The 25,946-nt window shown below is 66.6% G+C and carries 19 protein-coding genes; 11 read left to right on the forward strand and 8 right to left on the reverse strand.

What is annotated here, in order from left to right; genetic code table 11:
- Positions 1-100 precede the first annotated feature (100 nt).
- The 4 genes from OG326_RS37800 to OG326_RS37815 all read left to right on the forward strand — a co-directional run bounded on the left by OG326_RS37800 (position 101) and on the right by OG326_RS37815 (position 8,778).
- Positions 101-4,096: an ABC transporter ATP-binding protein gene (locus OG326_RS37800; RefSeq protein ID WP_327141899.1), complete on the forward strand. Its 3,996-nt coding sequence runs from the start codon at positions 101-103 to the stop codon at positions 4,094-4,096.
- Between the two features lie 114 nt (positions 4,097-4,210).
- Positions 4,211-8,002 carry a multifunctional oxoglutarate decarboxylase/oxoglutarate dehydrogenase thiamine pyrophosphate-binding subunit/dihydrolipoyllysine-residue succinyltransferase subunit gene (locus tag OG326_RS37805; RefSeq protein WP_327141900.1) on the forward strand — a complete coding sequence of 1,264 codons (3,792 nt, stop codon included), beginning with the start codon at positions 4,211-4,213 and terminating at the stop codon, positions 8,000-8,002.
- 135 nt (positions 8,003-8,137) lie between these two features.
- Positions 8,138-8,353 (forward strand): type II toxin-antitoxin system VapB family antitoxin, encoded by a 216-nt coding sequence (locus OG326_RS37810; protein ID WP_327141901.1) that lies wholly within the window; start codon positions 8,138-8,140, stop codon positions 8,351-8,353.
- Positions 8,350-8,778: a type II toxin-antitoxin system VapC family toxin gene (locus tag OG326_RS37815; RefSeq protein ID WP_327141902.1), complete on the forward strand. Its 429-nt coding sequence runs from the start codon at positions 8,350-8,352 to the stop codon at positions 8,776-8,778. The genes OG326_RS37810 and OG326_RS37815 overlap by 4 nt, the downstream gene beginning before the upstream one ends.
- Positions 8,779-8,806: 28 nt before the next feature.
- Here OG326_RS37815 and OG326_RS37820 read toward each other — a convergent pair whose 3' ends face one another.
- The gene (locus tag OG326_RS37820) at positions 8,807-9,955 is read right to left on the reverse strand and encodes a serine hydrolase domain-containing protein (protein WP_327141903.1); all 1,149 of its coding nucleotides are present in this window, start codon (positions 9,953-9,955) and stop codon (positions 8,807-8,809) included.
- Between the two features lie 257 nt (positions 9,956-10,212).
- On the opposite strand from OG326_RS37820, the gene OG326_RS37825 reads away from it, so the two are divergent.
- Positions 10,213-10,905, forward strand: coding sequence for a PadR family transcriptional regulator (locus tag OG326_RS37825; RefSeq protein ID WP_327141904.1), 693 nt, complete (start codon positions 10,213-10,215; stop codon positions 10,903-10,905).
- A gap of 82 nt (positions 10,906-10,987) precedes the next feature.
- Positions 10,988-12,463, forward strand: coding sequence for a DHA2 family efflux MFS transporter permease subunit (locus OG326_RS37830; protein ID WP_327141905.1), 1,476 nt, complete (start codon positions 10,988-10,990; stop codon positions 12,461-12,463).
- Between the two features lie 66 nt (positions 12,464-12,529).
- Here OG326_RS37830 and OG326_RS37835 read toward each other — a convergent pair whose 3' ends face one another.
- The 6 genes from OG326_RS37835 to OG326_RS37860 all read right to left on the reverse strand — a co-directional run bounded on the left by OG326_RS37835 (position 12,530) and on the right by OG326_RS37860 (position 20,506).
- Entirely contained in the window at positions 12,530-13,150 is a 621-nt protein-coding gene (locus OG326_RS37835; protein WP_327141906.1) for a Uma2 family endonuclease, read from the reverse strand.
- Positions 13,151-13,262: 112 nt separating this feature from the next.
- Complete coding sequence (locus OG326_RS37840; RefSeq protein ID WP_327141907.1) at positions 13,263-14,966, reverse strand: molybdopterin-dependent oxidoreductase; 1,704 nt, start codon at positions 14,964-14,966, stop codon at positions 13,263-13,265.
- Between the two features lie 286 nt (positions 14,967-15,252).
- Complete coding sequence (locus OG326_RS37845; RefSeq protein WP_327141908.1) at positions 15,253-17,046, reverse strand: AMP-dependent synthetase/ligase; 1,794 nt, start codon at positions 17,044-17,046, stop codon at positions 15,253-15,255.
- A gap of 125 nt (positions 17,047-17,171) precedes the next feature.
- Positions 17,172-18,086: an alpha/beta hydrolase gene (locus tag OG326_RS37850; protein ID WP_327141909.1), complete on the reverse strand. Its 915-nt coding sequence runs from the start codon at positions 18,084-18,086 to the stop codon at positions 17,172-17,174.
- Between the two features lie 9 nt (positions 18,087-18,095).
- The gene (locus OG326_RS37855; RefSeq protein WP_327141910.1) at positions 18,096-18,926 is read right to left on the reverse strand and encodes an SDR family NAD(P)-dependent oxidoreductase; all 831 of its coding nucleotides are present in this window, start codon (positions 18,924-18,926) and stop codon (positions 18,096-18,098) included.
- Positions 18,927-18,988: 62 nt separating this feature from the next.
- Entirely contained in the window at positions 18,989-20,506 is a 1,518-nt protein-coding gene (locus OG326_RS37860; protein ID WP_327141911.1) for a flavin-containing monooxygenase, read from the reverse strand.
- 69 nt (positions 20,507-20,575) lie between these two features.
- Here OG326_RS37860 and OG326_RS37865 point away from each other — a divergent pair, with 69 nt between their 5' ends.
- Positions 20,576-21,217, forward strand: a complete 642-nt coding sequence (locus OG326_RS37865; RefSeq protein WP_327141912.1) for a TetR/AcrR family transcriptional regulator — start codon at positions 20,576-20,578, stop codon at positions 21,215-21,217.
- 35 nt (positions 21,218-21,252) lie between these two features.
- Here the strand turns inward: OG326_RS37865 and OG326_RS37870 are convergent, their stop codons facing one another.
- On the reverse strand, positions 21,253-22,209 hold the full coding sequence (locus OG326_RS37870; protein WP_327141913.1) for a glycine betaine ABC transporter substrate-binding protein: 957 nt from the start codon (positions 22,207-22,209) through the stop codon (positions 21,253-21,255).
- A gap of 313 nt (positions 22,210-22,522) precedes the next feature.
- Between OG326_RS37870 and OG326_RS37875 the strand changes: the two genes are divergently transcribed.
- The 4 genes from OG326_RS37875 to OG326_RS37890 are packed head-to-tail and all read left to right on the forward strand — an operon-like array spanning position 22,523 to position 25,929.
- The gene (locus OG326_RS37875; protein WP_327146709.1) at positions 22,523-23,419 is read left to right on the forward strand and encodes an ABC transporter substrate-binding protein; all 897 of its coding nucleotides are present in this window, start codon (positions 22,523-22,525) and stop codon (positions 23,417-23,419) included.
- 13 nt (positions 23,420-23,432) lie between these two features.
- The gene (locus tag OG326_RS37880; protein WP_327141914.1) at positions 23,433-24,584 is read left to right on the forward strand and encodes an ABC transporter ATP-binding protein; all 1,152 of its coding nucleotides are present in this window, start codon (positions 23,433-23,435) and stop codon (positions 24,582-24,584) included.
- Positions 24,581-25,252, forward strand: coding sequence for an ABC transporter permease (locus OG326_RS37885; protein WP_327141915.1), 672 nt, complete (start codon positions 24,581-24,583; stop codon positions 25,250-25,252). The genes OG326_RS37880 and OG326_RS37885 overlap by 4 nt, the downstream gene beginning before the upstream one ends.
- Positions 25,249-25,929 (forward strand): ABC transporter permease, encoded by a 681-nt coding sequence (locus OG326_RS37890; RefSeq protein WP_327141916.1) that lies wholly within the window; start codon positions 25,249-25,251, stop codon positions 25,927-25,929. Before OG326_RS37885 ends, OG326_RS37890 begins: the two co-directional genes overlap by 4 nt.
- Positions 25,930-25,946: the final 17 nt, after the last annotated feature.

The raw sequence follows: 25,946 nt of genomic DNA on the forward strand, positions 1-25,946 counted from the left end.
CACAAGCCGACATCACACTTCGCACCCCGACGCGCGAGGTATGTCGGTGGTCGGGAACAAACTGGGGGGAGGGTCGTCGTTACGGCTCTAGGTGAGCGCGATGAAGGTGGATGAGGCCGGGGTGCGGAAACCAGGGGTGGAACAGGCGAGATCGGCAGAGTCGGAGGCAGGCGCCCCCGGCTGGCTGCGACGGCTCTGGGAGCGATGTCGCACGCACCCGTGGTTGCTCACCGGAATCGGTGCGGCGGTGCTCGTGGGCGCCACCGTGGAGGTCACCGGGCCGCTGCTGGCCAAGCGCGCACTCGACGGGGCGACGGCCGGCAACAGCGGAATCATCACCGCCATGGCCGGATTGCTGGGCATGCTGGCCGTGGGCAGGTTCCTCGCCTCCTACGGACGGCGGATGTCGGCCGGGCGGCTCGCCCTCGATGTGCAGCACGAGCTGCGCGTGGATCTGCTTGCGGCACTGCAGCGCTTGGACGGCCGGGGGCAGGACGCGCTGCGCACCGGCCAGGTCGTCTCCCGATCGATCAGTGATCTCACCCTTGTGCAGGGCCTGATCGCCATGGGTCCGTGGTCCGCGGTGGCGGCCCTGCAATTCGTGCTCGCCGCGGGAATCATGCTGTGGCTCTCCCCGCTGCTGGCCCTGACCGCACTGCTCGTGGTTCCGGCGCTGGCGGTGGTCGTCTACCGGGTCCGCCCGCGGCTGTACGCGGCCACCTGGTCGGCGCAGCAGCGGGCCGCCGATGTGGCCCAGCATGTGGAGGAGACCGTCACCGGCGTGCGCGTGGTGAAGGGCTTCGGGCAGGAAGCCCGCATGGTGGATCTGCTCGAGCGGCAGGGCGCACGGCTCTATGCCGAGCGCATGCGCGCCGCCCGCATCGACGCCCGATTCGGGCCGACCCTCTCGGCCATTCCGCAGGCCGGATTGGTGGCGGTCATCGCCGCGGGCGGCGTGCTGGCCCTGCACGGCGCCATCGGGCTCGGCACCTTCCTGGCCTTCACCGCCTATGTCTCGACCATGACCAATGCCACCCGCACCGTCTCCATGGTGGTGGTGATGGCACAGCTGACCCGCGCCGCGGCCGAACGTGTGCACCAGGTGATCGACAGCGCGCCCGAACAGACCGATCCCGCGCATCCGGTGGCGCTGCCGGACGGGCCGCTCGGCATCGAAATCTCCGATCTGACCTTCGGATTCGACCCGGACCGCCCCATTCTGGACGATTTCGATCTGACGGTGGCGCCCGGTGAGACGGTCGCCATCATCGGCCCCGCGGGCTCCGGCAAATCCACGCTCTCACTGCTGCTCCCCCGGTTCTACACCCCGGACTCGGGCCGAATCACCCTGTACGGCAATGACTCCCGGGCCGATATCGCCGATCTGCGCGCCACCGATCTGCGGTCGGCCGTGGGCGTGGTCTTCGACGAAGCCTTCCTGCTCTCGGACACCATCGCCGCCAATATCGGCCTCGGCAATCCCGATGCCACCGATGCCGAAATCCGCACGGCCGCAACCCGGGCCGCCGCCGAGGAATTCATCGAGGCGCTCCCCCACGGCTACGACACCGTGGTCGGCGAACGCGGCCTCACCCTCTCCGGCGGCCAGCGCCAGCGCATCGCCCTGGCCCGCGCCCTGCTCGCGAATCCCCGCATCCTCATCCTGGACGATGCGACCTCGGCCGTGGACGCGCTCACCGAAGCCGCCATCTTCGCGGCCCTCCCCACCGACGAATCCCGCACCACCCTCATCCTGGCCCACCGCGAATCCACCCTCACCCACGCCGACCGCATAATCCGCCTCCCCGGACCCGTAGCGCACGCGAATCCGGCCCAGGATTCACCCGCAGACGACAGGTCCGGAACAGTCTCCGGCGCCACACGATTCACCACCGAGGAGAGGTCACCTGCCGGATCGGGGGAAGGCCCGGCAGCAGCCGATGACGAACCAGCCGAAGCGTTTTCCCGCCGCAGGACCGCAGCGGGCTCGGACGCAACACCCTTCGCGACTCGATCACCGAACGGCCATGCCGTGCAGGGTGAACGGGCCAGGCCCGCAGACGGGCAGGCCGCGGCGGCGCGACAGGACGGGCCGGACGCACCGGACGGGGGCGGCTCCATCGCGGAGCTGGATCCGGATACGCCGGCGGAGGTTCGGCGGGTGCTCGCGAAGTTGCACGCGGCGACGGAGCGGCCGGGGCTGGACGGGCGGGAGTTGCGGGAGGCCGATCCGCAATTCCGGCTGGGGAAGGCCATGCGGGCGGTGCGGTGGCTCGTGGTGTCGGCGGTGACGCTGCTGGCGGTGGATGCCATTGTGGGCGTGGCATTTCCGTCGATTGTGCGGTACGCGATCGACGGCGGTGTGACCAGGCACGATGGCGGTGCGCTGGTGCGCGCGGCGGTGATCGGGGCGGTGCTGGCCGGGGTGGGCTGGCTGGCCGCCTCGACGGCGCTGGTGTGGGGTTCACGGGCCGGTGAGCGGATTCTGTTCGGGTTGCGCGTGCGCAGTTACGCACATCTGCAGCGGCTCGGGCTGGACTACTACGAGCGCGAACTCTCCGGGCGAATCCTGACCCGTATGACCACCGATATCGACGCCCTCTCCACCTTCCTGCAGACCGGCGTGCCGGATGCGCTGGTGAGCCTGCTCATGCTGGTGGGCATCGCGGTGGCGCTGCTGGTCATCGATGCGCAGCTGGCACTGGTGGTGTTCCTGTCGCTGCCGCCACTGCTGTTGGCCACCTGGTGGTTCCGGCGCGCCTCCGATGCCGCATACACCGAATCGCGCGAGCACGCGGCCACCGTCAACGCGGACTTCGCCGAGAATGTGGCGGGATTGCGTGTGGTGCAGGCCAATCGGCACGAGCGGTTCTCCTCCGAGCGTTTCGCGCAGTACTCGGACCGCTACCGGATCAGCCGGATGCGCGCGCAGCGGGCGATCTCGGTGTTCTTCGCCTTCGTCGGCTCCTGGGCCGATCTGGCGCTGGCGATCGTGGTGTTCACCGGCGCGCACGCGGTCGCGAACGGCGCCACCACCCCGGGCACCCTGGTGGCCTTCGTGCTGTACCTGGAGTTGCTGTTCGGCCCGATCAGCCAGCTGTCCCAGCTCTTCGACGGGTATCAGCAGGCCCGAGTCGGGTTGCGGCGCATCGGGGAATTGCTCGCGACGCCGTCCTCGATCGCCGCCGACGCCCCCAATGCGGTCACCATCGAGGACCGGCTGCACGGCGAGGTGGTCTTCGACCAGGTGCGTTTCAGCTATCCGGGCACCGATACCCGGGCCCTGGACGGGGTCAGCCTGAGCATTCCGCCGGGCACCAGTCTGGCGCTGGTCGGCGCTACGGGCGCGGGCAAATCGACCATCGTGAAACTCCTGGCCAGGCTCTACGACATGCCCTATGACGGAAATCACGATCATGAGCGCCCCGTCGGACACATCGCAATAGCCGATTCGTATGACACGCACCGCAGCGGCGGCGAACACGGTGAAATCCGGGTGGACGGCGTCGATATCCGCGACTACCGGCTCACCGACTACCGATCACGGTTGGGTGTCGTCCCTCAGGAAGCTCACTTATTCACAGGCGACATCGCCAGCAACATTGCATTCGGCAAACCTTCTGCGAAGTCGGCGGAGATCGAGGCCGCGGCCGCGGCCGTCGGCGCGCTGGCGACCATCAACGCTTTACCACTGGGAATGCGGCAACCGGTGGGTGAACGCGGTCGCGGGCTTTCCGCCGGGCAGCGACAGCTGATCGCGCTGGCCCGCGCGGAACTGGTGCATCCCGATCTGCTGCTGCTCGATGAGGCCACCGCGGTGCTGGATCCGGCCGCCGAGGCATCGGTGCTGGTAGCGAGCGAATCGGTAACGCGCGGGCGGACCGCGATCATTGTCGCGCATCGCCTCGCGACCGCCGCGCAGGCCGATCTGATCGCCGTTGTCGAACACGGCCGGATCGCCGAAATCGGCACTCATGAAGAACTGCTATCAACACGCGGCGGCTACTCCCGCCTGTGGGCTGCGGTGCAGGCTACGGAAGGAATATTCTCAGTCGAGGACGAGTCGTCACAAGGGAGCGTGTCCGCTCGGTGGTAGTCCATGCCCATGGGCTAACCGGGGTGGGCATATCCTCAGTGGGGGCGCATCGGCGCGCATCGAGCCGATTACCCGTGCCGGGCACGTCACAAACGTCGCAGCGCGAAGAACGAAATGAGGCGAACACCTGCTGTGAGCAGCTCAACAGACCAGTTCGGACAGAACCAGTGGCTTGTCGACGAGATGTATCAGAAGTACAAGCAAGACCCGTCGTCGGTCGATGAGAGCTGGCACGAGTTCCTCGCCGATTACACGCCGGAGAAGAGCGGTGACGCCGGCAACGGCCAGTCGGCCGCCCCTGCCCCGGCTGCCGTAGCAACAGCGAATACGAGCGGCACCGCCGCTGCGGCCCCCGCCGCCGCCCCGAAGCCCGCGCCCGTCGCCGCCGCGCCCGCCCCGGCGCCGGCCCCCGCTCCGGCTCCGGCGCCCGCGCAGGTGCGTGCCCCGCAGACCACTCCGGCTCCGGCCTCCAACGCCGCCCCCACGTCGGGCGCGCCGAAGGCCGCTGTCACGGACGAGACCAAGATCCTGCGCGGACCTGCCGCCGCGGTCGTCAAGAACATGTCGGCGTCGCTGTCCATCCCGACGGCGACCAGCGTGCGGGCCATCCCCGCCAAGCTGATGATCGACAACCGGCTCGTCATCAACAATCACCTCGCGCGTACCCGCGGTGGCAAGATCTCCTTCACCCACCTGCTGGGCTACGCCATCGTGCAGGGCGTCAAGGCCTTCCCGAACATGAACCGGCACTTCGCCGAAATCGACGGTAAGCCGAATTCGGTCACCCCGGCGCATACCAATCTGGGTCTGGCCATCGACCTGCCCGGCAAGGACGGCAACCGCACGCTGGTTGTCGCGGCCATCAAGAACACCGAGGACATGACCTTCGCGCAGTTCCACACTGCGTACGAGGACATCGTCCGGCGCGCGCGCGTCGGCAAGCTGACCGCTGATGACTTCAGCGGTGTCACCATCTCGCTGACCAACCCGGGCACCATCGGCACGAATCACTCTGTGCCACGGCTGATGCCGGCTCAGGGCGCGATCGTCGGCGCGGGCGCCATGGAGTACCCGGCCGAGTTCCAGGGCATGGCCGATGAGCAGCTGGCCGATATCGGCATCGGCAAGCTCATGACGCTGACCTCCACCTACGACCACCGCATCATTCAGGGCGCGGAGTCCGGTGACTTCCTGCGGACCGTGCACAACCTGCTGATCTCGGACGAGTTCTACGACGAGATCTTCCACGGCATGGGTGTCCCCTACGAGCCGGTGCGCTGGCGCAAGGACATCAAGGAACGCGGTATCGACAAGTCGACCCGCGTCCAGGAGATGATCACCGCGTACCGCAACCGCGGTCACCTCATGGCGGACACCGATCCACTGCGGTTGGTGCACGACAAGTTCCGCTCGCATCCGGACCTGGATGTCACCCAGCACGGCCTGACCCTGTGGGATCTGGATCGCGAATTCAATGTCGCGGGCTTCCACGGCCAGGAGCGCATGAAGCTGCGCGATGTGCTGTCCATCCTGCGTGATGCGTACTGCCGCCACGTGGGTGTCGAGTACACCCACATCCTGGATCCCGAACAGCTGCACTGGATTCAGGAGCGCGTCGAGCAGAAGCATGAGAAGCCTTCTGTCGCGGAGCAGAAGTACATCATGTCCCGGCTCAATGCGGCCGAGGCGTTCGAAACCTTCCTGGCCACCAAATACGTTGGGCAGAAGCGCTTCTCGCTCGAAGGCGCCGAGTCCGTCATTCCGATGATGGACGGTGTCATCGACCAGTGCGCCGAGTACGCGCTCGACGAGGTCGTCATCGGTATGCCGCACCGCGGTCGCCTGAACGTGCTGGCCAATATCGTCGGCAAGCCCTACTCGAAGATCTTCACCGAGTTCGAGGGCAATATGAACCCGGCCGCCACCCATGGCTCGGGCGATGTGAAGTACCACCTGGGCGCGCGCGGCACCTACATCCAGATGTTCGGCGACAACGACATCGAGGTGTCGCTGACCGCCAACCCGTCGCATCTGGAAGCCGTCGATCCGGTGCTCGAGGGTCTGGTGCGCGCCAAGCAGGATCTGCTCACCAAGGAAGATCTGGTCACCAAGGGCGAAGAGGCGCGCAGCTTCTCCGTCGTGCCGCTCATGCTGCACGGTGACGCGGCCTTCGCCGGTCAGGGTGTTGTCGCCGAGACGCTGAACCTGTCGGGTCTGCGCGGCTACCGCACCGGTGGCACCGTGCACATCGTGGTGAACAACCAGATCGGCTTCACCACCGCGCCCGAGTACTCGCGCTCCACCGAATACTCCACGGATATCGCGAAGTTCATCGGCGCGCCGGTGTTCCACGTGAACGGCGACGATCCCGAAGCCTGTGTGTGGGTGGCGAAGCTGGCCGTCGATTACCGCGAGCGGTTCCACCGCGATGTGGTCATCGATATGATCTGCTACCGCCGTCGCGGCCACAACGAGGGCGACGACCCGTCGATGACGCAGCCGGAGATGTACGACGCCATCGACACCAAGCGCTCGGTCCGCAAGGCGTACACCGAAAGCCTCATCGGCCGTGGGGATATCTCCATGAAAGAGGCCGAGGACGCGCTGCGCGATTACCAGGGCCAGTTGGAGCGCATCTTCAACGAGGTGCGCGAGCTGGAGAAGTACGTTCCGGAGCCGTCCGAATCGGTCGAGGACGAGCAGCAGATGCCGACCACCCTGGTCACCGCGGTCGACAAGACCGTGCTGCAGCGCATCGGCGATTCGTTCGTGAACGTGCCCGAGGGCTTCAATGTGCACCAGCGCGTCAAGCCGGTCATGGAGAAGCGCCGGGAGATGGCGTACGAGGGCAAGATCGATTGGGCCATGGCCGAATTGCTCGCCTTCGGTTCGCTGGTCGACGAGGGTAAGGCGGTGCGCCTGACCGGTCAGGATTCGCGTCGCGGCACCTTCTCACAGCGGCATTCGGTGATCATCGACCGCAAGACCGGTGGCGAGTACACCCCGCTGCACAACATCGGTTCGAAGAATCCGGGCTGGTTCGCGGTGCACGATTCGGCGCTGTCCGAATATGCCGCTGTCGGTTTCGAATACGGCTACTCGCTCGGCAATACCGATGCACTGGTGTTGTGGGAGGCGCAGTTCGGTGACTTCGTCAACGGCGCGCAGACCATCATCGACGAGTTCATCTCCTCCGGTGAGGCCAAGTGGGGCCAGCTCTCCGAGGTCGTGCTGCTGCTGCCGCACGGTCACGAGGGCCAGGGTCCGGACCACACCTCCGGTCGTATCGAGCGCTTCCTGCAGCTGTGCGCCGAGGGTTCGATGACGGTGGCGGTTCCCTCCACCCCGTCGAACTACTTCCACCTGCTGCGCCGGCACGCGCTGGACGGCATCCGCCGCCCGATGGTGGTCTTCACCCCGAAGTCCATGCTGCGCAACAAGGCTGTGGTCTCCGAGGTCGAGGACTTCACCGACAACAAGTTCCGCAGTGTGCTCGAGGAGCCCACCTACGAGACCGGTGACGGCGACCGTTCGAAGGTCAAGCGCATCCTGCTGACCTCCGGCAAGATCTACTACGAGCTGGTCGCGGAGAAGAACAAGAACAAGCGCGACGATGTCGCGATCATCCGCACCGAGCAGCTCTACCCGATCCCGAAGTTCCGTCTCAACGAGGCGCTCGAGGGTTATGCCAACGCCACCGATCTGGCGTGGGTCCAGGAGGAGCCCGCCAACCAGGGCGCCTGGCCGTTCTTCGGCCTGAACCTCCCGGAGATCCTCCCGGCCCGCTTCGCCAAACTCCGCCGCATCTCCCGCCGCGCCATGTCGGCCCCGTCCTCGGGTTCGTCCAAGGTGCACGCGGTGGAACAGGCCGAGATCATCGGCGAGGCGTTCGCACCGACCGCATAATCGCCTGATTCACCCGCTGGGCCGGATCTCTCCCGAGAGATCCGGCCCAGCGGCGTTTCGCTGCAAGTCTGTAACCAGCAATATTACGAATCATGCGTATTATTGATATCGGTAATTCATAATATGGAGGTGTTCATGGCTACGACAGTCGAGATTCCCGACGAAGTGCTGGCCGAAGCAATGCGCCTCACCGGCCTCACCACGAAGAAGGCGGTCATCAACCTCGCCATGGCGGAGCTCGTTCAGGGCTACCGGCAGCGCGAAGCCTTGACCCGGCTGAAGCGCATGGACCACAACCCGTTCCTAACCGAGGAAGAACTCGCTGAGGTGGCCAGCTCGGACGAGCCGTGACCGCCGGTAGCGATCGGCCTCACTTCCTGCTCGACCAATCGGTCATGTCCCACTATTGGACACAGCCGTCGGTACGGCATCGAGTGGACGAGCTGGCCGTTTTCGGCGTGCTGTGCTCCTCCATGGTCACGATGGACGAAGCCCGCTTCAGCGCCCGCAACAAACGCGATCTCGGGTTCATCACCGAGCTCTACGGCTCGGTATTCCGCTGGCTCCCAACCGATACCGAAGTCGAGAGGCAAGCAGGCCGGATCCGGTCCGCGCTGTGGAAAATCGGTGCCGGTCGCGGCACGCAGACCACGGACATCCAGATTGCCGCGATTGCCTTGCGCCACAACGCAACTGTTGTACACAACGACACGGACTTCGTCACCATCGAGCGCGCAGTTCCCGAACTTCAGCAGCTGCGAATATCACCGGCTTGAGGCGGGGCGGAAAACGCAGTGGTGCAGGCTATTTCGAGGTTTCGGTTTCGCACAGGGCGGTGGCGAGGGCGGTGCGGATGTCGGTGTCCTGGGGTGGGGTTTCGCCGGGGTAGAGGTTGACCATCATGGTTGCGGTGCGGCCGTCGGTCGTGGTTGCGCCGAGGGTTTGGAAGCCCATGATGCCGCCGTCGTGGCCCCAGTACAGGCCGCCGCAGGGCAGGGGGGTGCTTTGCAGGCCCAGGCCGTAGGCGTCGTCGGAGGAATCGCCGGTGGGGCGGGTTGTCATCATCGCCTGGAGTTCGGGTGGGGGTAGGAGGTGGCCGGTCATGAGGGCGGTGAGGAAGTGGTTCAGGTCGGTGGCGCTGGAGATCATCGAACCGGCGGAACCTGCGATGGACGGATTGAACTCGGTCAGGTCGAGGGGGTCGGCGTTTCCCTGTTTCGCGTAACCCTGGGGATGATCGCCCGGGATGGTCGGTGCGTCGCCGGGAACGGAGGTGTCGTGCAGGCCGAGCGGCGTGATGATGCGCCGTTCCACCGCTTCCCCGTACGGCCGGCCGGTGACCTTCTCGATGAGCATTCCGGCCAGCAGGTAGTTCGTATTGGAGTACGACCAGCCGGTTCCCGGCGGGAACAGCGGCGGGTGGGTGAGTGCCAGCTGCACCAGTTCCAGTGGATCATGGTGTCCGAGTGAATCTTTCAGGATCTGCTCGGGGGTCAGCGAGTCCAGGTAGTCGGGCAGTCCGCTGGTGTGCTGGAGCAGCTGCCGCACCGTGATGCCATGCCCGTCATTGCCGTTGCCCCGAATCGTTCCGGGCAGGTACTGCTCGACCGGCGCGTCGAGTGCCACCCGCTGCTCACCCACGAGTTGCAGCACCACGGTGGATACGAACATCTTGGTCATGCTGCCGATGCGGAACCGGCTGCCGCCGGCCATCGGCGCAGATGTCCCGATGTTCGCAACACCGCTCGTCAGCACGGTCCGGCCGTGCGTATCGCTCACTTCGAGCAGCGCACCCGGTGCGCCGTCCGTGGTGGTCAACCGCTGCAACACATTTCGTACGTCGGCATAGCCGGGCGGGGCCGCGGTATCCGCATGCTCCCCGGTCCCGCACGCACACAGCGCCAGGGCGGCGGTGGCGCACAGCGCGCCGAAAATATAGATGTACCTGCGCATTTCGTCCTCCCGAGGAGTAGCGGGACTGAGCCTAGGAAGCTCCGGCCGGATATACCTCACCCCCGGGAGCCAGATTGGTACGCCACCTGCGGTACCCCGGTACCAGAGCGACCCACCCGGAGGTGGCGCGTACTGCGCTGCGCTGATGACTTGCGCTGGGATTGTTCCGGGCCGTATATTCCATGCGGAATATTTGGTGCGGAGGATGTCGGTGGCGGGCGGTAGCGTCGGGTGCCGGCGGAGATCAGGGAGGTCGTATGGCCGGCAAGCAGGCGGGTGTAGCGCTGACGCCGTTGGCGATCGCGGTGCTCGCGCTGCTGGAGGAAAAGCCGATGCATCCGTACGAGATGTACCAACTACTCATGGCCCGGCATGAGGACGAGCTGGTGAAGATCAAACCCGGCTCGCTTTATCACACTGTGGCGCGCCTGGCCGAGCAGGAACTGGTGGTCGCGGAGGGGACGGATCGGGCCGGTAACCGGCCGGAACGGACCACTTACCGCATCAATCCTGAGGGGCGCGACACCCTGCGCACCCGGATCGCGGAAATCCTCCGGCGACCCGCCAAGGAGTACCCGATCTTTCCGGTCGGTATGGCCGAGGCGCACAATTTGCCAGTGCACGAAGTGATCGCACTACTGCGCGAGCGCGTCACCTGGATCGACGGCCAGACCGCCGAGTACGAGGCGCTGCAGGACTGGGTCGTCGCCCGCAAGGTGCCGCGGCGTTTCTGGATGGTGATCGAGTACGTGCACGTCATGAACATCACCGAGGGTGAATGGTTGCGCCGCATCCTCACCGAGCTGGAGAGCGGCGAACTGCCGTGGGACAGCTTCGACGAGGAGACCGGCGAGCGCAACAGCGACTGTGCAGCGCAACTGGGCGCCGGTTGGGGCGCAGGCCTCAGCGATTCGGACTTCGCCGCCGTTCGCAAGGGAATAGTCCCGTGACGCGGAATCCGCATCCGACACACACTTCCACCCGGTTGCCGTCGACGACGCCGGCCGCTGACCTGAGATAGGAACCAATCCCATGTCCACTCAACGCAATCCGTGGTTGGCGCTATACGCGCTGGTTGTCGGGTTCTTCATGATCCTGCTGGACATGACCATCGTCGCGGTGGCCAATCCGGCGATCAAGGAGGCCTTCGACGCCGACTACAACAAGGTCATCTGGGTCACCAGCGCCTACCTGCTCGCCTATGCGGTACCGCTGCTGGTGGCGGGGCGTCTCGGGGATCGCTTCGGCCCCAAGAACATCTACCTCATCGGCCTGGTCGTCTTCACCGCCGCCTCGCTGTGGTGTGCCGAATCGGGCAGCATCGAGATGCTCATCGCGGCCCGTGCCGTGCAGGGCCTGGGCGCGGCGCTCATGACGCCGCAGACCATGGCCGTCATCACCCGCACCTTCCCGCCGGACAAGCGCGGCGCGGCCATGGGCCTGTGGGGCGGCGTCGCCGGTCTGGCCACGCTCGTGGGCCCCATCCTGGGCGGCGTGCTGGTCGACTGGAAGGGCTGGCAGTGGATCTTCTACGTGAACGTGCCGATCGGCGTCGTGGCGTTCGCGCTGGTGGTCTGGCTGGTGCCCGCACTGGAAACCCATGAGCACAAGTTCGACTTCGTCGGTGTGGCGCTCTCGGGCATCGGCATGTTCCTGCTGGTGTTCGGCATCCAGGAGGGCGGCACCCGCGACTGGGACGCCATCACCTGGCTGATGATCGGCGGCGGCCTGGTCGTGCTCGCGCTGTTCGTGGTCAATCAGGCGCGCAACAGCGATGAGCCGCTGGTGCCGATGAGCCTGTTCAAGGACCGCAACTTCTCGCTGTCGAGCCTGGCCATCGCCTCCATGGGTGCGGCCATCACCGCCACCTTCGTGCCGTTCTACTTCTTCCTGCAGCAGGTGCACGGCATGTCGCCGACCAGGTCCGCCCTGGTGCTGGCGCCGATGGCGATTCTGACCGGCGTGTTCGCGCCGATCATCGGCAAGATCTCGGACCGGATGCCGCCGCGCGTGCTGCCGACCATCGGCTTCGCGGTCTTCGCGGCCAGCATCTTCGGTTTCGCCCTGCTGATGAAGCCGGACACCTCGATCCCGCTGTTCCTGATCATCGGCGGCGTCGCCGGTATCGCGAATGCCTGCATCTGGGCGCCGCTGGCCACCACCGCCACCCACAACCTGCCGATTCAGCAGGCCGGTGCGGGTGCGGGCGTGTACAACACCACCCGTCAGGTGGGTTCGGTGCTCGGCTCCGCGGCCATCGCGGCCCTGATGTCGTCGCGTCTGGCGGCGCAGCATCTGGGCGGCGGGCCCGTCATGGAGGGCGGCGGCGGTTCGGCCAAGCTCCCGCCGGCGATCGCGGACAAGATCAGCACCGCGCTGAGCCAGTCCATGTACCTGCCTGCCTGCATCCTGCTGATCGGTGTGGCGGCGTCCGCGCTGTTCATCGGCCACGGCAAGGCTCCCGGCAAGCCGGCCGCCGCACCCGTCAAGGCGGATGTGGCGGGCTGAATCAGCCTGCGGCACAACGGAGGCCCTCTTCGCAGCAGCGGAGGGGGCCTCTGACGTCCGCGGCCGTCAGTACAGCAGGCCGTAGAGCCGCGTCCAGTCGATGCGGATCTCGATCGGCATGTCCACCAAGGATTCTCCGCCGAGCGGATGCAGCCGGCGATGCGGGCGATAGCGGTCGAGCACCAGCACATGGGTCTGAATGGCGGTCACATGATCGCGATCCAGATAGACGAGCCAGTACCAGGGAATGCCCGCCTGCGCGTATTCGGCCTGCTTGTCGGTGGTGTCGACGCGTTCGGTCACCGGCGACACCACTTCGACCGCGATCTTGACCCGGGCGGCGGGCAGTGGTCCGGAACCCGTTGGCGCGCCGGAGAACATGGCGATATCCGGCCGCCGCAGCGTGACCCGCGGCGATTCCCACAGCAGCACATCCTGATCGGTGCCGACGTAGAGCGGGCCGTCGTTGTAGCGGCTCATATGCGCTTCGGCGCCGGCCTCCATCATGACGCCGAGGCGCCGGGCCGCATTCTCGTGCCGGTGCGCCGGCGGCTCGGCCCGCACCACATCACCATTCACCACTTCGACGAGCCGGCGGAAATCCCGGGGTAGCTGGTTCCAGACATCGAGGGTGATCGGTTCGGGCTGCAGGTTTTCCGCCCGCGCCCATTCGAGTACTCCGGTCATGCGCGCTCCCTTGGATGGGCGTCGACGGCCGGGCCGATCGTAAACCGCGCGCGCTGTCAAAAAGGGCGTTCGGCATTTTCGCTGCCCCAAACACCCAGGCAATTGCGATAATTCAGCCTATTCGGACAGAAATCGAGGGGTAACCGGTCGCACCGTCGGGCACCGGGTAGGCCTCATCGGAGGTCTGGACCGCACCGCCGCCGTCGGTGGCGCGCGCCCACACGGTGTGCAGACCGGAGGTCGCCTGCCAATCGAAAGCCCATTGCCGCCAGGTGTCAATGGAGGGTTCGGCGGCCAGCCGCGCGGGCTGCCACGCACCATTGTCGATCCGCACCTCGACCGCATCGATCCCCCGGTGCTGCGCCCACGCCACCCCGGCGACGGTGACCTTGCCCGCCGCGAGCGAACTCGCCGTCGGGGTGTCGATGCGGGTGCCGGTCTTGATCGGGCCGTTCTGCGACCAGCCCCGTTTGGTCCAATAGGCTTCCGCGCGATCGAATCTCGTGATCTCGATATCGGTCACCCACTTGGTCGCCGACACATAGCCGTACAGGCCCGGCACCACCAGTCGCACCGGATATCCGTGCGCGGTGGGCAGCGGTTCACCGTTCATGCCCACGGCCAGCAGGGCGTCACGACCGTCCATGAGCGCCGCCAGCGGGCTGCCCGCGGTGAATCCGTCGACGCTGGTGGAGAGCACCATATCCGCATCCGGATGCGGACCCGCCTCGGTGAGCAGCTCGTCCAGCCGATAGCCCAGCCAGCTGGCATTGCCGATGAGGTCCCCGCCGACCGGATTGGAGACGCAGGTCAGCGTCACCAGTTTCTCGACGGCCTGCCGGGCGGCGAGATCGGCGTAGGTGAGCCGGATTTCGCGATCCACCATGCCGTGAATGCGCAGTGACCAACTGTCCTTGCTCACCTGCGGGACGGTCAGCGCGGTATCGATCCGATAGAAGTCGGCATTCGAGGTGAGATACGGACTCAGACCGGGGATTTTGAGATCCGCCGCCGGATCGATCACGGGCACCGGGCCGGATGGGGAGGGCAACTGCACCTCGGCGCGCTCACTCGACACATTGTGCGAGCGCAGTCCCAGCACGCGACCCACCACACCGGCGCCGATACCGGCCGCCGCGGCAATCACTATGCCCCGCATCACCTGTCGCCGCTGCAGCGCCAATTCGAACCGGGAATCGTCGGTGGTCGAACGGCCGGCACCCGCCGCAGTGGATTCGCCCTCGGCAAGACCGGTCTCGAGCCCTCCCCGTCCCGGTCCGCTCGGCACCGGCTCATCCAGCACCCCGGCTGAACCGCCAGCTGCCGCGACCGCCGTAAGCGCTTCCGCCGCAGCCTCTTTCGAAGCCAACTCCGACGACGCCGCGGCAAACTCCTCGATGCGCCGAATCAGATTGCGCAGCACCGCGATTCCGGCCCAGGCGCCCAGCAGGGAGGGCAGCGCCCACGTCCAACCGGCGGCCGGGCGACCTACGGCCGCGAGCAACGACAGCAGCCCGAAGATGCCGAAGGCGATCGACCCCACCGGCCGCCGCACCCGTTCGGCGAACCCGGCGAGCCCGGCCACCAGCACCGTCACAATGCCCATCGAAATGAACAGCAGCAGTTTGTCATCCGTGCCGACGGTCTCGATCACCCTCTCGCGCACGGTATCCGGCGTATGGTCGATCACCCACGCCCCGACCGCCTGCAACGGCGTGCTGTCGGTGCTGATCAGCACCGCCACCAGCTCGGCGACGCCCAGGGTCACCCCGGCCGCTGCCACTCCACTAGCTACCCGCAGTCCACGCTCGGCCACAAATCCGACCCTACTGCGCGATCAGGCCGCGGAACCCCCGTGGAAAATGACATTCCGGTGACGGCGCGCGCTGTGGCCACTGGCGAATGCCTCGGCCGCGCTCTCCACATCGAGGCACATCGCGAACGCCGGGCCGGCGGTGTTCACCTGCTGCCCCGGCGGGCGGCGGACGCCCTCAACAGGGTGTCGCCGAGCGGCAGGTCGATGTGCCGAGGCTGTTCTTCGGCAAGCATGACAAAGGGCGCTGCCTGCGGAATTATTCTCTGGCAGCGCCCTTTTCTATGGCTCAGGAGTAGATGGCCGCCACGTCGGCCGCGTACTGCTTCATGACCACATTGCGCTTGAGGGAGAGCTTCGGGGTGAGCTCGCCGCCCTCCTGGGTCCAGTCGACCGGCAGGATGCGGATCTTCTTGATCGCCTCGGCGTGCGAGACCAGTTTGTTGGTGGCCGCGACGGCCTCGTTGATCTCCCCGACCAGCGCCGGATTCTCGATCAGGTGCTCGATCGAGGTGCTCGCCGGAATGCCGTTGCGTTCCTTCCAGCCCGGCAGCGCTTCGGGATCGAGGGTGATGAGCGCGCCGATGAACGGCTCGCCGTCGCCGACCACCATGACCTGGCTGATCAGCGGGTTCTGCCGCAGCGAATCCTCGAGCATGGTCGGCGAGACGTTCTTGCCGCCGGCGGTGACGAGGATTTCCTTCTTACGGCCGGTGATGGAGATGAAGCCGTTCTCGTCGATCGCGCCCAGATCGCCGGTCTTGAACCAGCCGTCCTCGGCGAAGGCGTCGGCGCTGGCCTCGGGGTTCTTCCAGTAGCCGGAGAAGACGACCGGTCCGCGGATGAACAGTTCACCGTCCTCGGCGACCTTGGCGCCGTGGCCGGGCAGCGGGCGGCCGACCGAGCCGACCTTGATGTGCTTGGGGGTGTTCACGCTGACGGCGGCGGTGGACTCGGTCAGACCGTAGCCCTCGTAGATGGTGACGCCGGCGCCGCGGAAGTAGTGGCCCAGGCGCGCACCCAGCGGTCCGCCGCCGGAGACCGCGGAAGAGCACTGCCCGCCCATGGCTTCGCGCAGCTTGCTGAAGACCAGCTTGTCGAGCACGGTGTGCTTGAGCTTGAGGACCAGGCCCGGCCCGCCGTTCTGCAGCGATTCGCTGTAGGCGACAGCCACATCGGTGGCGTAGTCGAAGATCTTGCCCTTACCGCCGTCGTGCGCCTTCTGCTTGGCGCCGTTGAAGACCTTCTCGAATACGCGCGGGACCGAGAGGATGAAGTTCGGCTTGTACTGCCCGAACTGCTCGACCAGCGTGGACCAGTCCGAGGAGTGCGCGACGGTGACGCCGGCATCGAAGGCGGCCAGCGCGACAGCGCGCGCGAAGACGTGCGCCAGCGGCAGGAACAGCAGCGACTTCTGACCGGGCCGCAGGAATTCGCTCATGGCCGAGCGGTCGGCGGCCGATTCGGCGTACAGGTTGGCATGCGAGAGCATGACGCCCTTGGGCCGGCCGGTGGTGCCGGAGGTGTAGATGAGGGTGGCGGGCGATTCGGCCTTCACCAGCGCGCGGCGCTCGTGGATCACCGAATCATCAAGGCCCGCACCGCGAGTGGTGAGCTCACCGATGGCGTCCGTATCGACCTGCAGCACCTCCTGCAGATCTCCGAGTCCGCCTTCGATTTCCGCGATGGTGGCGCGGTGCTTGGCGTTCTCGACCACGATCAGCTTGGTGGCGGAGTCGGAGAGGATCCAGCGCACCTGCTCGGCCGAGGAGCTGTCGAAGATGGCGACGGTGCACCCGCCGGCGGCCCAGATGGCGAAGTCCAGCACGACCCACTCGTACGAGGTGGCGGCCATGATGGCGACGCGGTCCCCGAGTTCGATGCCGGAGGCGACCAGTCCCTTGGCAACGCCGGTGACGGCCTTCGCGAATTCCGTCGCCGTGACGTCGCTCCAGCCGCCCTTACCGTCCGGAACATTGAAGACGACCAGGTCAGGGGTCTTCTCAGCATGCCGGAACGCACCGTCCGACATATTGGCGTTTTCCGGAATGGTGTAGGTAGCCGGGACTTCGAACTCTCGCATCGTTGCCCTTCCACAGTGAGTTATACCGGCGGGTAATTTACGCCACGCTTACATGTCACACCCGGCAGCCCGCCCGAACAGGTTCTCATTTGCTGTTCGAACGGGCGCCGCGATCGGTACCGCCTCTATCCTATGGATCGAGTTTGCGCAGGTCGAAGCGCCTGCCGCAAGAACTCGCCGAGTTCGCGGGTAATCGCCGCGGCCGGGGCGACCAGGGATGCCTGCAACTGCGACACGTGCCAGAGCCCATCGGTCTCGGTGAACCGGGTGTCGACACCCGCCGCACGCAACTTCGCGACCAGCCGCGTGCACTGATCGTGCAGCAGTTCGGACCTGTCGGCCTGCACATACGTCGGCGGCAGCCCGTGCAGATCGCCGAGCATCGGCGCATAGCCGGTGTCGGAGCCGTCGCCATTGCCGAGGTAGGCGGCGGCACAGGCCCGCGACCACGGCTTGTTGATGACCAGATCGCGGGTGCGGGTCGGAACCTCATTGGGATCACCCCACGGCGCGATGAGTCCCAGCGCCGCGGGAGTCATACCGTGCTTGTCCCGCAGGCGCAGCGCCAGGGCCAGCGAGAGCCCGCCGCCGGCCGAATCACCGGCCACCGCAATACGTTCCGGCTCGTAGCCGAAGGCGACCAGCTCCAGAAACGCCGCCTCGGCATCGTCGAGTGCGGCCGGGAACGGATGCTCGGGCGCCAGCCGGTAGTCCAATACCTGTATCGGACAACCGGTTTCGCGTGCCAGATACCCCGCTAGCGGCCGGTGCGTGGCGGGCGAGCCGACCGTATAACCGCCGCCGTGCAGGTAGAGCACGGTGGCGGTATCGGTGGCCGGGCCGAGCGTGACCCGCTCGGCGGACCGCCCGCCCAGCCGGACCCGCTCCGCATGGGTGCCACGCGGCGCACCCTGGGCGGGTGCGCTCAGATTCATCAGCGCCCGCTGCGCCGCGAACGGCAACCGCTTGTTCAAGATCACCCGGAACATCGGGTGCAGGACCGCGCGGGCCACGGGCAGGGGCAGTTTCACATCGGGCATATCGAATTCCTAAGGCAGGAAGCGCTTCTGAACCACGGCGGAAATACGCTGATAGTAGGAACCGGTGCTGCGCACGAACAGGTCGAGAAGCTTTGCCTCCCAGCCGATCAGCACGCGACCGTGGCCGCGGGCCACACCCTCGGTAATGGTCTGCGCGGCCATCTCCGGGGTGTGCAGGGCGAGCTGCTTGTCGAACAGGGCGGCCAGGTTCTTCTGGTCCAGGCCCTCGGCGACGGTGGAATTGCGGGCCACGGCGGTCTTGATGCCGCCGGGGTGCACACAGGTCACCTTGACCGGATCGCCGCTGATCAGCATTTCCTGGCGCAGCGCCTCGGTGAAGCCGCGCACCGCGAATTTGGCGGCGTTGTAAGCACTCTGGCCGGGCACCGCGATCAGGCCGAACAGGCTGGAGATGTTCACCACGTGGCCGGAGCCGGATTCGATGAGATACGGCAGGAATGCCTTGGTGCCGTTCACGACTCCGTAGAAATCGACATCCATAATGCGGTCGATGTCTTTGAAGTCCGTCTTGATCACATCACCGTGGTGCGCGATTCCGGCATTGTTGTAGATCTGGTTGACCTTGCCGAAGTGCTGCTTCACCGCATCGGCGTAGAGCAGGACGGCCTCGCGCTCGGCGACGTTCAGGCGATCGGATTTGATCTCGACACCGAACTTCTCGCACCGCTTGACGGTCTCGGCGAGACCCTCGGTATCGATGTCCGACAGCGCGAGCTTGGCCCCGCGACGGCCCAGGTTCTCCGCGAGGGCACGGCCGATACCGGATCCGGCGCCGGTGATCACGCAGACCTTGTCCTTGAAGTAAGCATCGTTGCTCACGGGTTTACCACTTTCGATTGTCTAGGTCCCGCTCCGAATGACGTGGCGGGTGAGTCGGAGGTTTAAGCGACAGGTACTGCGGCCGTGGAAGTCTCGTACGCGTCCACATCGAACTTCTCGAGCAGACCACGGAAGCGGAAGGTGAAATCCGGCCACAGTGTGGTGTTGTTGCCGTGCTTGTCGAGGTACCAGGAGGCGCAACCGCCGGTGTTCCACACCGCGCCGGTGAGCTTCTTCTGCAGATCGACGTTGTATTCGTCCTGCACATCCTTGCGGACCTCGACAGTACGCAGGCCCAGCTTGTCGATGGTAGCCACGGCGTCGGCAATGTAATTGATCTGCGATTCGATCATGTACACCATCGAGGTGTGGCCCAGGCCGACGTTCGGGCCCAGCATGAAGAACATGTTCGGGTAGTTGTTGATGGCCGAACCCTTGTAGCCCTGCTGGCCGATGGCGTCGAAAACCTCCGAGAGCGTGCGGCCGTCGCGGCCGGCAATGGTCTCGTAGGCGGGCGAATCGGTGACATGGAAACCGGTGGCCACGATGATCGCGTCCACCTCGCGCTCGACGCCGTCCTTGGTGACGACGGAATTGCCGCGAATCTCCTGGATGCCGTCGGTGACCACATCGACATTGTCGCGGCCCAGCGCCGGGTAGTACTCGTTCGAGATGAGCATGCGCTTGCAGCCGATGCGGAAGTTCGGCGTGACCTTCTTGCGCAGCACCGGATCCTTGACCTCGATGCGCAGCTTGGCGCGCGCGACGGTCTCCAGGATCTTCATGGCGGGCGGGAACTTGGCCAGGCCGACGACCTGGGTCTCGCGCGCGGCGTAGATGGCGGCGCGCGAGAGCGCCTGCACACCCGGAATGTATTTGAAGGCAAGCTTTTCCGGCGCGAGATAGGGCCGGTCGGCGCGCGGCAGCAGCCACGGGGCGGTGCGCTGGTAGAGGTCCAGGTGCGCGACCTGCTTGGCGATGCTCGGCACGATCTGGATCGCGGAGGCGCCGGTGCCGATGACGGCGACGCGCTTACCGGTCAGGTCGGCGCTGTGGTCCCAGCGGGCGGAGTGGAAGATCTCGCCCTGGAAGTCGTTGAGGCCCTTGATATCCGGCAGGTTCGGCTCACAGAGCGCGCCGACGGCGGAGATGAGGATCTCGGCGGTGAACTCGCCCTGGCTGGTCTGGATCTCCCAGCGGGCGGCGTCGCTGTTCCACTGCGCGCCGGTCATATCGCAATCGAAGATGTGCTTATCGCGCACGTTGTACTTGGCGGCGACGGTCTGGATGTACTTCTGGATCTCCGGCTGCTTGGAGAACGAGCGCGACCAGTCCGGATTGAGCGCGAAGGAGTACGAGTACAGCTGCGACGGCACATCGCAGGCCGCGCCCGGGTAGGTGTTGTCCCGCCAGGTGCCGCCGACATCGTTCCCGCGCTCGAGCACGAGGTAGTCGTTGCGACCCTGCTGGCTCAGCCGGATTGCCATGCCCAGGCCCGAGAACCCGCTGCCGACGATGATGATGCGGGAGTGCCGTACGGGACGGTTGCCGACAGCCTTGTCTGTAACCTTGCGACTCATATATCCGAGCGTAGGGTCTTATTGAGTTGGAGTCAACAGTATTGACTCGCGTTCAGTAAGATTGGACCCATGACCAAGGAGCACAGCGTGAGCAAACCGGATTCCGGGGCCAAACGCACACGCCTGAGCCCCGACGAACGTCGCCAGCAGTTGATCACACTGGGCGCCCGCATGCTGCGCGAACGCGCCCTGGAAGACGTCTCCATCAGCGAGATCGCCGAACAGGCCGGCATCTCCCGCGGCCTGCTGTTCCACTACTTCCCCACCAAACAGGACTTCCACCTCGCGATCGTCGCGCACGCCAATGCGCAGCTGCTGGAACGCACCACGCCGGATCCGAATCTCGACCCCTTCGACATGCTGCGCGACTCCCTCGAGCGCTATGTCGACTACGTCAGCGAGAACCGCACCTCCTACCTGGCGCTACTGCGCGGACCCGCCAGCGCCAGCCCCGAACTGGTCGCCATGGTCGACGCCCACCGCCAAGCCCAGGTCGACCGCATCCTCTCCGAAGCCCCCCGCCTCGTAGAGAACGCCGACGGCCCACTCCTGGGCCTGGCGGTCCGAGGCTGGATCGCCTTCGTCGAGGAAACCACCCTCACCTGGCTCCGCGAAGCCCCCGTCACCCGCGACGCCCTGGTGGACATGCTCGTCATCTCCCTCCCCGCCCTGGCCCTGAGCCAAGACCCTTCCGCCGCCGTACATCTCTGACCGGCGCATGCGGATTCACCTGCCGCGCAGCTGAATCAGAGGGCGTGGGCGTCGAGCCAGTCGCGGGCGAGACTGGCGGGGATGGCGCGGTTGTCGCGGATTTGGCGGATCATATCGGCGAGGTCGGTGGTGGTGAGTTCGCCTGCCACGTAGTTGAGTTTGCGGAGTTGGGGGTCGGTGAGGGCGCCCTTGCGGATGATCGGGAGGGCGCTGGCGGCGCGGAAGGCGTAGGCGGGATCCGCGAGGGGGGTGAGGTCGGCGCCGCCGTCGGGGAGGTAGGACGGGGGGCCGGACAGGACCGCCAGTTGGATTTCTCCGGCGGACAGGGCTTTTCGGAGGTCCTCGGTGGTGGGGAAGGTGACGGGGTGCGCGACGGCGCAGCCGTAGGCGGCCTGCAGCGGGGCGACCACATCGCGCTGCGGGTCGAGGGGTGCGCGCATGGGGTCGAGCGGGGGCCCGGTGGCTATGCCGATGGTGAGGTCGGCGCAGCGCGGTGCGAGATCCTGCAATGAGGACGGGTACTCGTCGACGCGCGTGGTGAGAGCCACCACCGCCGGGCGCAGATCGGTGCCGTCGGCCACATCGCCGACGATCAAGCCTTCGGGCAGCGCGCTGTTCAGAGCCTTGTTGACGTCATCGGGAAGTCGTGCGGCGGAGGAGGAGTCGAGGGCCATGAGCAGATCACCGCTGATGTCTCCGGCCACCGCGGCGGTATCGGCGTCCAGGGCCGCCAGGTAACCGGGCCGCTGACCTAGCCCGCCCTTGACCGCGGTGCGGGCGCCGGTGCGGGCCAGCGCACCGGCATAGATTTCGGCGAGCATGCCGGATTGCGCGGAGTCACCGGCGCCGACGGTCAGCACGGGCTGGTTGTCGCTGGACCCGCAGGCGGCGGCCAGCGCCGCCATCATCACGGCCAGCGCGGAGCGCAGCAGAACCGCGCGGGAACGCCGGAGGCCGCGAATCAGCGCGCGGGAGTCTGTGCTGCCCAACATGCGCAACAGTCTGCCGCGCCGGAGGACTCGACGCGGGATCGGGTCGGCTCCAGCGTGTCTCACCGGCGCAGAGCGAGTGCCGGCAGACGGCGCATAAAGAAACCAACCCTGGGTAGGCAACGTTCGGAGAACAAAACGGGCAGTATGGACAACCAGGTTGGTTCTCCCGATGCGACCTTGTGCCGGAGAACCCCGCATGCCCCCGCTCGGAAGGACAACAGTGCATCCGCTCATCACCACGCGCGCTGACGGCAAGCGCACCGCCCGCACCGTACTACGCATTCTCGCCGCCGCTGTGGCATTGGCCGCGGCCATGGCCGCCTCCGCCTGTGGCGGCAATTCCGACAATCCACTCAGCGGCAAGAGCGACTGCGGAGGCGGCACCGATAAGCTCACCGTTGGTTCCGCCAACTTCCCGGAATCGGAAACCGTGGCCGATGTCTATGCGGAAGCACTGCGCGCCAATGGCTTCCAGATCGACACCAAACTCAATATCGGCAGCCGCGAAGCCTATGTGCCGGCGCTGCGCCAGTGCGCCATCGACCTGATCCCGGACTACACCGGCAACCTGCTGCAGTACCTAGACAAGACCGCGACCGCCACCTCCCCCACCGATGTGAACGCCGCGCTCACCAAGGCGCTCGGCGATCAGCTCGGGGTCGGCGCCCCCGCGCCCGGCGAGGACTCCGACGCCGTGGTGGTCACCAGCGGCACCGCCCAGCGCTGGAATCTCAAGACCATCGCCGATCTGGCCCCGCACTCTGCCGAGGTCAAATACGCCGCGCAGGCCGAATTCGCCGAGCGCCCAGGCGGTCTGCCGGGCTTGAAGAAGGTCTACAACCTGGATATCTCACCGGCCAACTTCGTGCCCATCGCCGACGGCGGCGGCCCGGCCACCGTGCGCGCACTCACCGAGGGTCAGGTGACGGCCGCCGATATCTTCACCACCTCCCCCGATATCGCCGCCAATAACCTGGTGGCACTGGCCGATCCGAGCCACAACTTCGCGGCCCAGAACGTGGTGCCGCTGTTCAATTCCGCCAAGAAGAGCGACAAGCTGCTGGCCGTGCTCAATGCCGTCTCGGCGAAACTCTCGACCGGCGAACTGATCTCGCTCAATACCGCCGTCTCCGGCTCCGCCAAAACCGAACCGGCCGCGGCCGCCAAGGCCTGGGTGGTTGCGCAGGGGCTAGACAAGCCCCTCGGATAGAAGGCGGAAAACGGTGTCCGACATCGAGTTCAGCGGAGTGACCAAGACCTACCCGGGCGGGACCACCGCCGTGCACGACCTCAGCCTGCGCATCGAATCCGGTTCGTTCACCGTATTCGTCGGTCCATCCGGCGGCGGCAAGACCACCGCCATGCGCATGATCAACCGGATGATCGCACCGACGAGCGGCACCATCACCATTGCCGCACAGGATATTTCGACGATCAACCCGGTCAAGCTGCGGCTCGGCATCGGCTATGTGATCCAGAACGGCGGGCTGCTGCCGCACCGCACCGTGCTCGACAATGTGGCCACCGTGCCGGTGCTGCGCGGCGCCTCCCGCCGCGCAGCGCGCAGCGCCGCCCTCGAACTGCTGGATCGGGTCGGCCTCGATCGCGCACTGGCACAGCGGTATCCGGCCCAGCTGTCCGGCGGCCAGCAGCAGCGGGTCGGAGTAGCACGGGCGCTGGCCGCCGATCCGCCCATCCTGCTGATGGACGAACCGTTCAGCGCCGTCGATCCAGTGGTGCGCGCCGAACTCCAGACCGAAATGCAGCGCCTGCAGGCCGAACTGCACAAGACGATCGTCTTCGTGACGCACGATATCGACGAGGCCATCAAACTCGGCGATCGGGTCGCCGTCTTCGGACCCGACGGGCATCTGCAGCAGTATGACGAACCGCAGCGGGTACTCTCCCAGCCCGCAACGGATTTCGTGGCCGGCTTCGTCGGCCGCGATCGCGGCTATCGGGAGCTGTCCTTCCGCAGCGCGTCCGCGGTGCCGCTGCACGAGCTCGCCGTCATCACGCCGGAACAGGTCGCCGGACTGCGACTGGACAAGGGCGAGTGGCGACTGGTCGTCGATCCCGATCGGCGCCCGCTGGGCTGGATCGACACCACCGGACTGGAGGGAGTGCGCGCCGGCCGCGCCCTCGCGGACAGTATGGCCGCGGGCGGATCGCTCTACCCGCCGGACGGCGACCTGCGCCAGGCCCTCGACGCCGCCATCTCCTCCCCCGCCGAAATCGGTGTGGCCGTGGAACATTCCGGTGCCGTGCGCGGCGGCATCCTCGCCACCGACGTGCTCGAACAGCTGACCCGGCAGCGCGCCGCCGAGGACGCCGAACGCAATCGCGCCTTCTTCGAGGAGGAGGCGGCCAAGTGAAGTATCTCCTCGACAATTTCGCGGAGATCGCCGGATACGCGCGCACCCATCTGTACCTGGCTCTGCTACCGCTGCTCATCGGCCTGGTCATCGCCATTCCCGCCGGGGCTCTGGCGCACCGGCTGCGCTGGCTGCGCCGCATCACCACCACCGCCGCGAGCATCGCCTTCACGATTCCCTCGCTGGCACTGTTCGTGATCATTCCACCGCTGGTCGGCATTGCCGTCATCGATCCGCTGAATGTGGTTATCGCACTGACCATCTACTCGGTGGCGCTGCTGGTGACGGCAGTGCCCGCCGCCCTGGATTCGGTGCCCGCCGCGGTGCTCGATGCCGCCGACGCCATCGGCTATACGCCGCTGCGCCGCGTGCTCACCGTCGACTTCCCGCTCGCCCTACCGGTTTTCGTCGCCAATCTGCGCGTGGTGGCGGTCACCAATATCTCCATGGTGACCGTCGGCGCGCTCATCGGCGTGGGCGGACTCGGCAAGCTCTTCACCCAGGGCTATCAGCGCGACTATCCGGACGAGATCGTGGCGGGCATCATCGTGGTGCTGGCGCTGGCGCTGATCATGGACCGGCTGCTGTATCTGCTCGGACGGCTGGCCACCCCGTGGCTGCGCGCCGGCGCGATACCCGGCCGCCGGGCGAAAGGCGCTGCGGCATGAACCTTTTCCTCGACGCCTGGCACTTTCTCACCGACGGCGCGAACTGGTCCGGGCCCACCGGCATCGAAACCCGTATCGCGCAGCACCTTTGGTACAGCGTGCTCGCCGTGGGGCTCTCGGCGCTGATCGCGCTGCCGATCGGGCTGGTGGTGGGCCACACCCACCGCGGATCCGCGTTCATCGTCGGTTTCGCCAACGCCATGCGCGCCCTGCCCACCCTGGGCCTGCTCACCTTCGTGGTGCTGCTGCTCGGGCTGGGGCTGTTCCCGCCGATCCTCGCGCTCCTCACCGTCGGCATTCCGCCACTGCTGGCGGGCGCGTACGCCGGTATCGCCAATGTCGATCCGGCGGTGGTGGACGCCTCGCGCGCCATGGGGATGACCGAACGCCAGGTGCTCTTCCGGGTCGAACTGCCCAATGCCCTGCCCGTCCTGCTCACCGGCCTGCGCGCGGCCACCCTCCAGGTGGTCGCGACCGCCACCATTGCCGCCTACGTCAATCTGGGTGGACTGGGCCGCTACATCTTCGACGGCATCGGGCTCTACCGGTACGACCGCGTGCTGGTCGGAGCCATCCTGGTAGCGGCCCTGGCACTGGCGCTGGACGGCGTGCTCGCCTTCGTCGTATGGCTGTCGGCCCCGGGCACCGGGCGACTGCGCCGGCGACACACGCATTGACCTCAGCTGTGATCCGA

Source organism: Nocardia sp. NBC_01327 (genome assembly GCF_035958815.1).
GTDB lineage: Bacteria > Actinomycetota > Actinomycetes > Mycobacteriales > Mycobacteriaceae > Nocardia.